This window comes from Methanocalculus sp. (genome assembly GCF_030651615.1).
Taxonomy (GTDB): Archaea; Halobacteriota; Methanomicrobia; order Methanomicrobiales; family Methanocorpusculaceae; genus Methanocalculus.
Genome location: NZ_JAUSCG010000137.1, coordinates 1 through 10445, shown reverse-complemented (window position 1 = coordinate 10445; position 10445 = coordinate 1). Strand labels below are relative to the sequence as shown.

Genomic DNA, 10445 nt, shown 5'->3' with positions numbered 1-10445 from the left:
GCGCTGTACCTTTCTGCGGGCGCGGCATGGCATAATAGGGATGAGATCATTGATCGACATCTCCTGAAGGGCAGGAATTGTATACCCATGATAGGTGAACTCCTCACGCCGTCTCGGCATTCGCTTAACTAATTTCTTTGCCATATCCGATCACCTCTTACATCCGGTTCTTCGTGCGGCAACATGCCCGACCTTTCTGCCAGGTGGTGTTCCACGAGAGACAGTCTTTGGTCTTCCAGGGTGCTGATGCCCACCGCCACCAAACGGATGGTCGATGACGTTCATTGCAACACCACGGACACGTGGCCAGCGGGTTGCCTGTGTCTTTACTTTGTGGAATACCTTACCGGCTTTCACATACGGCTTTTCACTACGGCCGCCGCCTGCAACGAGTCCGATTGTAGCACGACAATGGCTGTTAAACCATTTGATCACGCCACTTGGCATTTTAACACCGACTCTGTCTTCGGATTTTCCGATGACAAGTGCCGAAACACCGCTTGACCGAACGAACTTTCCACCATCGTTTGGACGTGCTTCGATGTTGCAGATTGCTGCACCTGTCGGGATGTCACTGAGGAGCAGGGTGTTGCCGTTTCGAACGGTAGCATCCGGACCCCACTCAATAACATCATCGATACCCATCCCTTCGGTGACGAGGAGGTAGATCTTCTCACCATCTTCGAGGTTTACAAGGGCAATCGGTGCATGACGTGCTGGATCGTGTTCGATATCGATGATCGTTCCACGAACTGTCTGATCGCCTGTGCCTGGATGACGAAGTTCTGCTTTATATTTGTGTGATGGTGCCCGGTATGACGGACCGCCTTTACCGCGCGCCTGACTGCTGATTCGATGTCCCATCTCCACTCACCTACACAATACCAAGGCGGCTTAATATCTCTTCTGCGGCTTTATCATCTTCAAAGCTCACAATAGCCTTCTTGGTTCCTTTGTTCGTCATCAGGGTTCTGACCTCCGTGACAGCCTTTCCAAAGGTCTTCTCGATGTCACGACGGATCATATCCTTGTTTGCTTCCTTTCTGACAATGAACATGAGTTTATTCTCGCGTTCCAGTGTCGCCATGGCCTTTTCCGTAACAGAAGGATGATCAAGAACCATCTCAGTTCACCTCCGATAGCCGCTTCAATGCCGATTCTGTCCAGAGCGTAAGACGTCCTGCATGAGTTCCGGGGGCAAGGTGTTCAGCATTCAGTTCACCAACTGCAATAGAGTCAACACCAGAGAGGTTTGCCGCTGCACGAAGTGGTGTCTCCGAGGTGACAATCAAGAGGCTCTTCCTCTGCTTGTACCGCCTGCCACGAAGCTTTCCACGACCAGGTTTGATATTCCGGCTCAACTTTGACCTGTTGACATCTGCCATGATACCAAGAGCCTCAAGGACGGTGATGACTTCTGAGGTTCGCTCAAGGTTCTCAAACGCATCTTCAACAACAGAGATGACATCCTGTTCAAAGAGATGGCCTCTTTCCCGGACAAGATCTATGCTCGCCGTTGCTGCAATGGCTGATCGGATGGCAAGAATCTTCTCTTTCTTATTGACCTTCTCGATCAGGACCTTTTCAACGACCGGCGGGTGACCGGCACGGCCGCCTCGTGCATTTGGAACACGGGCTGCGCGGGATCCATTCTTAATACGTGGAATCTTGGCTTCACCCCTGCCTGATCCCCAGCCGACTGCGGATGTCCGCATCCCTGCATAGGGGTCACTGCCATGGGGCTGGTACCGGGTGCTCTGAAGAGCCAGTACTGCCCGCTTGATGATATCGGGGCGGTATGGTGTGTCGAAGGTTTCCGGAAGCTCGATCTCCCTGAGGGGCGATCCTTCAAGTGATTTTACCTGTGCTTTCATCTCGTTTTCACCCCTGTTTGCTCTCCAGGCTGATGTATTCAACAACAGGAGCCCTGACATGGTGTTCACCCTGACGAATTGCCGGACGAATCCTGATGATACGCTTTGTTGGTCCTGGAACGGATCCTTTGATCAGGACATAGTTGTTCCTGACAAGACCATAGTGGAGGAATCCACCATCAGGGTTTACTTCGCTCGCATCAGTTCCAATCTTGATGATCCGTTTGTTGTATTCGGTTCTCTGCTGGTAACCCATCTGACCGACGTTTGGCACCTGCCAGCGGACATGATGAGGGGTCCAGGGTCCGAGAGTTCCGATATGACGTTCCTTCTTGCCACGGGAGTGCTTACGCTTCCGTAAACGTATACCCCAGCGCTTCACTGCACCCTGCGTCCCCTTTCCTTCGGTGACGGCAGTGATATCAGCATAAGCCCCTTCCTTCAGGACAGTTGAAAAGTCAACCTCGGTTCCAAGGAGCGACTGGGCATAGGCAAACCGCTCAGCGACAGTTCCTCCGGCGACACGGATCTCCATGAGATCCGGCACCTTCTTTGGAATACCGGTGATCACTTCAGGAGTCGTGTGCATCAGAAGCATGATCTCAGCGACGGTACCTGCTGCTACAGCATCATTGATTACCTGAGTTGTCGCTTCGCGATCATGGTTCTTCGGCATTGAGATCCGGCGTGAGAGGGTCTCTGAGAGCTTATCCGCCCATACCTCTGTCATCGGGTGTTTGCCATAGGTGTCTCTGCGGTACGCGCGGATAGCGGCAACCTTCATAGCCGGGACCTCGACAACCGTTACGGGGATCATGATATCTTTCCCCTCATTCGGGCTGCTCTTGTGGTCGTCGACCATGATGACATGCGTCATGCCAACCTTATACCCTGCAAACCCCTGCAATACCGGCTTACCAGTATAGTTCGGCCAGGATTTGTACTTAGGAACCTCACTAATGGCTCGTTTCCTGGGGCTGAATGCAAGTGAACCAAACCGTGGGCTATTAATTTTCGGCATGTATTGTTCAATCCTTCGAGTCTTTCATTTCGGGCCTTTTCTTAAAAGGCTCATTCTACACCGCTTAATCCAACCCGTTAGGGCCGGTATGCGGGATGCATTGGTAGGAACACCAGAGGAGGAGATGAGTCATAGAGTGATCTGTTGTACCTGACGGGTTTGATCTCAACGAATCGTATCCGTTGAATCTATTCCCTTAAGTTCCAAACAGCCAGTTCTGCTGCTAATCGTGCTTCCCAGTCTCTTTAAGAGTTCCTGACCCGCACGCGCTTCCCTGATCATGGGAAATGGGCACGTAGATACGTTCGCCCGGCGCGTTCAATCAGACCTGCAATGGTCGTCTCGCTGCGAATTATCGCAACACTCACCAATCTGCCCATCTCTGACAGACAGATTCATGATCTCTTCTCCCAGAAGAACCGGTAATCATTACCGGACATTTCTGTGACAGCCTGATCCGGCTTCTCTTATTATTGACAGGTAGATATTATAAATCTAGTGACTCGCCGGTAACCAACCCGGAAGAAAAGAGAGGGATCATCCAAAATAGAGGTCGCCTTTCTGATTAATATACACCCGAATTGAATCCTGAACATACCGGGCATGAATCTTATCGGGGTTTGCATCCCGGACACGATTGATGAGTGAGACAGTATCATATCGTACTTTTATTCCACTCTTCTCAGCCTCTTCGTAGATGGTGTTGATCGCATCAAGAAGATCAACTTCTGCTGAGATAGTACAGAGCTCCTGTGCATCAAGTGTATTCACAAATTCAAGAGTCTCACGCGCCCTTTTAATATTCTCTGTTGCAGATTTCTCGATTGTACAGACGTTTGCCTTTGAGGTATTGATCAGATCTGCGATCTGCTGCTGGGTCAATCCCTGCTTTCTGTACCTGAGCACCTCTTTCTGCCGCTCAGTAAGTAGACCGTCTTTCATTAATGTACTCTATTAACCCCAGGAGTTTAAACACTTTATGTTAACATATTTTGTTCAGAGGAGAAAATAATGCCGTTTCAAAATGTTTATATGCCTTTTTATCGATAAAGAAGTGTTCTCAAATATTTGAGAGGTGTAATTCAATGGTAGTAAAAGTAGGCATAGCAAAACTCGGCAACATCGCATCAGGTGTCATGGCCGAACTCCTCCTTGACGAGCGTGCAGACCGTGAAGACATGCAGACATTCATGGCAACCTCCGGTACCAAACTTCAGCCCGAAGATATCGACCGTGTTGTCACCAACATGAAGGCATGGGGACCTGACTTCTGCGTCGTCGTCTCGCCAAATGGAATCCTTCCAGGACCAACCGGTGCACGTGAAGAACTCGCAAAGGCAGGTATCCCTGTTGTCGTCGTCACAGATGACATCACTGCAAAGAAGGAGCAGTTCGATGCATTAAAGGCAAGCAGCTTCGGCTACGTCATCATGAAGGCAGACGCGATGATCGGTGCCCGGCGTGAGTTCCTTGACCCCGTTGAGATGGCAGACTTCAATGGCAACCTCGTGAAGGTTCTCGCCCTCACCGGTGCATTCCGCAAGCTTCAGGTTGAACTTGACAAAGTGATCGACCAGGTGAAGGCAGGCAAGAAGGGCGCAGAGCTCGTCCTCCCAAAAGTCGTCATGACCTCAGACAAAGCTGTTGAGGGAGAATTTGAGAACCCCTATGCACTCGCAAAAGCACGGGCCGCATATGAGGTTGCATCAGCAGTCGCAGGAGTCAATGTGAAGGGATGCTTTATGACGAAGGAATGGGAGAAGTACATTCCGATCGTCGCATCAGCTCACGAGATGATGCGTCAGGCAGCAGTCCTCTGTGATGAGGCACGCGAGCTTGAGAAGGCATCAGACTGCATCATCAGAAAGCCCCACAAGAAAGACGGCGTCATCGTCTCCAAGACGAAGCTGATCAGCAAACCAGAATAAATATCAACCCTTCTTTTTTTTAAGAGTTTTATAATATCATAGAGTTCCCATCTGTATATATGACAGAGATGGCAACAGTTCTCATCATTGACGATTCATCCTTCCAACGAACGATCATTCGAAAAACACTCACTGAAGCAGGATATCCATGTATTGAGGCCGATAACGGGCGCTCCGGTCTGGAAAAGATCGAGCAGTCAAATCCCGGGATCATCATTGTCGATCTCCTGATGCCAGATATCGACGGGATTGAATTTCTTACGATCCTCCGGAAGAAAGGGATCAGCATTCCGATCATCGTTCTGACATCAGACATCCAGGATGCGACACGGAAGCGGTGCATTGAACTGGGAGCCTCACGATTCCTGAACAAACCATTACGTCGGGAAGAGTTGATACCAGCAATCAGACAGCTGCTGAATTCCGGGGTGTAATCATGAAGATCGATCCCAAAGAGATTGATGCCATCCGCGAACTCGTGAATATCGGTGTTGGAAAAGCAGCCGGAATCCTCTCGGAGATGACTGGGTCCACAATAGAACTCCAGATCCCAATCGTCCATCTCTACTCGGAAAAGGAGTTTCATCAGATTGAGTCGAGCCTTGGTGGTGAGCGGTATGCAGCAGTAACCCTCAATTTTGAAGGTGCATTCTCGGGAGTGACATTCTCAATATTTCCTGCAAAAAGTGCGGATATCCTCATTGCGGCCATCACCGGTGATGAACCGGACTTCTCCGATAAGATACTTCATTTAAATGCGATTCACGCAGAGACCCTCAAAGAAGTCGGCAATATCCTCATCAATGGCGTCATGGGATCGATCACCAATGTTCTTGGAAAACAGCTTCTGTACTCACTCCCAACATATAGCGAAGGTGAGATCCCCGCATTAATTGAGAGCGTGAGATCAGAACACCGTGAGGCTATATTCATCGCTGAGACGCGGATGTTCATCAGAAGCCTTGATATCGAGGGGAAGATCCTCCTCATCATGGGAAGCAATTCTCTTGAAGGTCTGATCGCACGGGTGCGTGAGATATCAGAACAATAGGTGAAGATTGATGATATCATCAGCTATTCAGGAGACGATTGCAAGGTTCTCTCATGCCCTTCCCATAGGCATCTGTATCATCAATAGTGAGAAGCAGATTCTGCTCTGGAACAGGACACTGGCTGAGTGGAGCGGATTATCCCAGGAAGAGGTGACCGAAAAGAAGCTTGATGAGCTCTACCCTCATCTCCACTCAATCAGTTATCGATTGAGGATCGAACAAGTGCTGGAAGGAGGTCCCCCGGCAATATTCTCGTCTCAGCTCCATGCTTCATTCATCCCATGCCAGATGCAGGATGGGGCACTCCGTGTCCAGCATACATCGGTCATCAGGTATCCTGGCGGAGATACCAACGAGATTCAAGCGATGATCATCATCGAGGATGTCACAGAACTTGACCATGAAATACGCGCGTTTCGTTCGATGAGGGATCAGGCGCTTGCAGAGGTGCGCGAACGTGCAAAGGCTGAGAAATCACTTCTTTTAACCAACAGGAAACTGAAACTCCTCTCCAGCATTACACGTCATGATATCTTAAACGAAGTGACAGTACTCCTCGGCAATGCTAACTTTCTCGAAGAGACGATTCCAGAAGAGGGGGATGAAAGGAGATTTATTGATGCCATCCTTCATTCGACAGAGAAGATCCAGAAACAGATTACATTCACCGGCGAGTATGATGCGCTTGGAGTACAGGAACCAGGATGGTACCGTATCGAGGATATTGCAAAGAATGCTTCTTCAATCCTTTATGTTAGTACTATTCAGTTGATTATTCAGAGTGGTTCACTTGAGGTCTATGCCGATCCGATGTTTGAGAAGGTCTTCATGAATATCATCTCAAATGCCATAATGCATGGAGAGACGGTTACAACGATCACCATCAGCTGGAAGGTGCATGCGGAAGAGGCGATCATCACGATTGCAGACGATGGGATCGGTATACCGGCAGATCAGAAGGCGAAGATCTTCAATCGCGGTTATGGAAAAAATACCGGGCTTGGACTCTTCCTTTCGCGTGAGATCCTGGATATCACCGGCCTTTCGATCATTGAGGTCGGAAGAGAAGGAACAGCATTTGAAATACATGTACCGTCTGATCGCTTCAGAATGGGAGATACTCCCTGATCGTTTCAGGTAGGGTCATAACTACCGGCTCCCGGTGAATCCTCTCCATAAATGCAGAGTCACTTATAGAAGCAGGATTTGGATTAATGCGTGCTATCATAGAACAGAATGCCCGCATACCATCATCTGCCGGAGAACCTTTTTTTTGAAAGAAGATACCCATATTGAATGCATAGGAGCCAAGAGAGCGATACAACCCAATGATTTTTATCAGGTTTCGAGCGAGGGTATCAGAATATGAGGAGAGATCTGAGATCTCCCTGATCGGAAGTATGCCACGTACCTCACATTCTCCTATCGGAACCGGATTTGCATACCAGAATATCTCTTCCCCAAAGAGATGCCTCGGTCCACCCATCTCTTCATACGAAACATCATCAAAATAGTCTCCTGATAGGGTCTTTGCAGAAGCTTCGAGATACAGACGGCAGAGAGTGGTCGGTCTCCTATCAGCTATTCCCTGCAGATGAGGATGGAGAAGACTCGCACCGGCTGAAGGAAGGAAGTTCCAGTTTATCGACGGGTACCCGGAATAGTCCAGAAGTGATTCTGCAGATGCAATGAGGGCATCAGATAGTTGTCGTTCTGAGAAATGGTGAACCATATGTGCTTCGGTGATCACCGTCACCGTATGACAATCTGCAAATGGATAGAGATTTGGAAATGTAACACTCTCACCCCGACAGATCCAGTCTCCATTTTGGAATGCCTCTGTTGATGTGAAGATCCTGGATCTGCAAAATGGACAGTCCGGTGTTTCATACTGATATGTTGGAGGAGATGAGCATGGGTTGATCCCCCGGACGCCACGAAGCGGACTGATCCTGCATGAGAGTCCTGTTGCGAATTCTGTCCGGTACTGGATGGTTGTACGGGGAGTTGTAATCTCTGTTATTGAGAAGAACGACACGATAGAAGGTAATCAAAAGAGGGTAAAAAGATACCGAAAAAATGGTGAGAGATGTATGAATATCCCCATAGTGGGAAAGGTTTATACAACGTACTTACCGAGGAGGCGGATAGAGTTGACCATGTCGGGTCCAAGCGGGGATCCGAAGATGATCTGGGTGACACCGGATTTCGTTAAGTCCTCACACTTCTGTTTGACAATGTCAGGGGTGCCTGCAATCGTGAATGCATCGATCTCGGCATCGCCGACGAGGCCGCCGACCGTCTTGAAGTCGAATTTTGAAAGGGCGTCTTTAATCTTGGCGACATTGCCGAGGTCAAGGCCGTGGCGTTGAAGGAGTGCAGGTGGGGACCCTGCAGCGATGAATGCTGCGACGATCTTTGCTGCGTTGCGCGCCTTCTTCTCGTTCATGTCGATGGACATTGCGGTGTAGGCACCGATATCGAATCCCTTCTTGCCGACCTTTTCACAGGCGGCTTTGATGATCGGAATTGCAATCTCGAAGTCTTTTGGGTTTGATGCGTTGATGAGTGCACCGTCACCGACGGTACCTGCAAGCTCAAGGACTTTTGGCCCCTGTGCACCGATGTACATCGGAACTCCCTTCTTGCCGGGGAGCTGGACACCGGTGAGCTTAGCACCATCATAGTCGAAGAATTCAAGTCCTGACTTCTTCACTTCAGCACCGGAGCAGAGAGCACGGATCTGAGTGACAGCTTCATTTAAGCGTGCAACCGGCTTGGCGGGGTCGATGGCGAGTTTTGGGAGTGTTGACAGGTCACCAGGACCAATACCCAGCACTGCGCGTCCATCGGAGATCTCGTTTAAGGTGCAGAAGAACGAGGCCATCGCTGCTGGTGTGTCAGTGAAGGCGTTCATGATACCGGGTCCCATCTTCAACTCAGTCGTTGCTGACGCAATAGCTCCAAGGATTGGGTAGCAGTGGCGGTTGTTGTAGTGGTTGGTGATCCAGGCATAGTCAATATCTTTCGTCTCTGCAAGTTTGCAGTAGTTTACTACCTGCTTGACAGAGAGATTTCCAGGCACAAATTCTATTCCATAGGTCAAGGTAATTTCACCTCAGTGACTAGTTACGCACACACACTTATAAAAATTATGATTTACCTCTGATATGGCTTCCAGAGAGAAATATTTCCGGCAGAATACTGTCGAAAAAGTTGTTTGAACGCTTGCAGGTTGGACTCAGACTGACTGAAAGGCTTTATGTTTTCGGGATAATATCAGAGTAACAATATCATATACAGCAGTAATCAACTGCTTTGTGGTATATCGGACTATCTGCTATGAAGGCACTTATTATCGGGCTTGGTGGAGCGGGATCACGTATCGCCGATATCCTCTATGACCACGACAAAAGGAGTGGAACGCACAGCGTTGAAGCAATAGCCATCGATACCGACATCACAAGTATCAAGGAACTACGTTTTATCCCTAATACCCAGCGAATCGTTCTTCCCTCTCTCGATGACGAAAGTCACGGAATTGACGGTGAAATTCTCGATATTGCCGAGATGATAGGGCATGTTCAACAGTGTAACAGGATCGAGATCGATGCTGTGATCATCTGTACCGGTCTTGGCGGAATGCATGCCGATGCAGTTTCACTCCTTGTCCATAAGATCAAAGACTCCTTCTTCGAACCGATCTTCTGTATTCTGACACTTCCAATGAGAAGTGAGGGGGCAAAGATCTCAGCAAAGGCAGCTGATCAGATTGAGATAATCGAGCCGATCGTCGATGGATGCATCCTCTTTGATAATGACACCTGGTACAAAAAGATCGCTACCGAGATGCTGCGCCTTGAGAGGACAACCAATGATGGAAGTGGAGATGATAACCAATATACTGAGATGGAAGAGGATCATGCCGATAAAATCCCACTGAATCCACGCGAACGAAATATTCTCCTGAATGAACGGATTGCACGAAGGTTTGGGCTGCTGCTGCGTGCCGGTGAGTTTGTGGAAGGGGGAAAGCCTGTTGCTGAGGTGGTCCTCGATGCAGGGGAGGTCTTAAATACCATTTCCGGGATGGGGATGGTTGCGATTGGATATGCAACCGAGATCATTCCCCGATCAAATCTGGGATTTCTCAGAAGATTTAGAAAAGAATATTCCCCTTTTGAAGATGGGCATAAGCGGGCATCACGAGTTGTAGAGTTGGCAAAACGTGCAATTTACCAGGAGATATCTGTCCCCTGTGATCTGACCAGTGCAAAAAAAGCACTGGTTTTGATCGCTGGTCCTTCCGAAGAACTCTCAATGAAGGGATTTCAAAACGTTCGGAGATGGATAGACCGGAGCATCAGTGGTCTTGAGATGCGTGCCGGAGATTATCCCGTTCTTAGTACAAAGTATGTCGGAGTTATCATCGTGCTTGCCGGTGTTAAAAATATTCCACGGGTAAACGAGCTCAAAGAGATTCGTAACACCTACCTTGAAGAGGAGAGAGAAGAGAAAGAGCGGAAGATAGCTCTCGATAAAGAGAGAGAAGAACTCCAGAAAGAGAAAG

12 protein-coding genes and 1 pseudogene are annotated in these 10445 nt (G+C 49.0%); 5 read left to right on the top strand and 8 right to left on the bottom strand.

Annotation, left to right across the window (positions count from 1 at the left end; genetic code table 11):
- The 6 genes and pseudogenes from rps19p to Q7V06_RS05985 all read right to left on the bottom strand — a co-directional run.
- Positions 1-144 (bottom strand): annotated as a pseudogene (gene rps19p / locus Q7V06_RS06010) (30S ribosomal protein S19); the annotation flags it as partial.
- A 6-nt stretch (positions 145-150) separates the two neighbouring features.
- Positions 151-864, bottom strand: coding sequence for a 50S ribosomal protein L2 (locus Q7V06_RS06005; protein WP_304839473.1), 714 nt, complete (start codon positions 862-864; stop codon positions 151-153).
- Positions 865-874: 10 nt separating this feature from the next.
- Entirely contained in the window at positions 875-1123 is a 249-nt protein-coding gene (locus Q7V06_RS06000; protein ID WP_304839471.1) for a 50S ribosomal protein L23, read from the bottom strand.
- A 1-nt stretch (position 1124) separates the two neighbouring features.
- The gene (gene rpl4p / locus Q7V06_RS05995) at positions 1125-1874 is read right to left on the bottom strand and encodes a 50S ribosomal protein L4 (protein WP_304839468.1); all 750 of its coding nucleotides are present in this window, start codon (positions 1872-1874) and stop codon (positions 1125-1127) included.
- Positions 1875-1881: 7 nt separating this feature from the next.
- The gene (locus Q7V06_RS05990; protein WP_304839466.1) at positions 1882-2895 is read right to left on the bottom strand and encodes a 50S ribosomal protein L3; all 1014 of its coding nucleotides are present in this window, start codon (positions 2893-2895) and stop codon (positions 1882-1884) included.
- A 537-nt stretch (positions 2896-3432) separates the two neighbouring features.
- Positions 3433-3837, bottom strand: coding sequence for a Tfx family DNA-binding protein (locus Q7V06_RS05985; protein WP_304839464.1), 405 nt, complete (start codon positions 3835-3837; stop codon positions 3433-3435).
- A 143-nt stretch (positions 3838-3980) separates the two neighbouring features.
- On the opposite strand from Q7V06_RS05985, the gene Q7V06_RS05980 reads away from it, so the two are divergent.
- From Q7V06_RS05980 to Q7V06_RS05965, 4 genes are read left to right on the top strand one after another with little or no spacing between them, the layout of a single operon-like run.
- Positions 3981-4823, top strand: coding sequence for a F420-dependent methylenetetrahydromethanopterin dehydrogenase (locus Q7V06_RS05980; RefSeq protein WP_304839461.1), 843 nt, complete (start codon positions 3981-3983; stop codon positions 4821-4823).
- A gap of 59 nt (positions 4824-4882) precedes the next feature.
- Positions 4883-5257 carry a response regulator gene (locus Q7V06_RS05975; protein WP_304839459.1) on the top strand — a complete coding sequence of 125 codons (375 nt, stop codon included), beginning with the start codon at positions 4883-4885 and terminating at the stop codon, positions 5255-5257.
- A 2-nt stretch (positions 5258-5259) separates the two neighbouring features.
- Entirely contained in the window at positions 5260-5874 is a 615-nt protein-coding gene (locus tag Q7V06_RS05970; protein WP_304839456.1) for a chemotaxis protein CheC, read from the top strand.
- Positions 5875-5884: 10 nt separating this feature from the next.
- Positions 5885-7003, top strand: coding sequence for a PAS domain-containing sensor histidine kinase (locus Q7V06_RS05965; protein WP_304839453.1), 1119 nt, complete (start codon positions 5885-5887; stop codon positions 7001-7003).
- On the opposite strand, the gene Q7V06_RS05960 is transcribed toward Q7V06_RS05965, so the two are convergent.
- Positions 6981-7913, bottom strand: a complete 933-nt coding sequence (locus tag Q7V06_RS05960) for a galactose-1-phosphate uridylyltransferase (protein ID WP_370650816.1) — start codon at positions 7911-7913, stop codon at positions 6981-6983. The two genes, Q7V06_RS05965 and Q7V06_RS05960, sit on opposite strands and share 23 nt — an antisense overlap.
- A gap of 81 nt (positions 7914-7994) precedes the next feature.
- Positions 7995-8981 (bottom strand): 5,10-methylenetetrahydromethanopterin reductase, encoded by a 987-nt coding sequence (locus Q7V06_RS05955; protein WP_304839451.1) that lies wholly within the window; start codon positions 8979-8981, stop codon positions 7995-7997.
- Positions 8982-9217: 236 nt separating this feature from the next.
- On the opposite strand from Q7V06_RS05955, the gene Q7V06_RS05950 reads away from it, so the two are divergent.
- A partial coding sequence (locus Q7V06_RS05950) for a tubulin/FtsZ family protein (protein ID WP_304839448.1) occupies positions 9218-10445 on the top strand: 1228 nt, incomplete at its 3' end.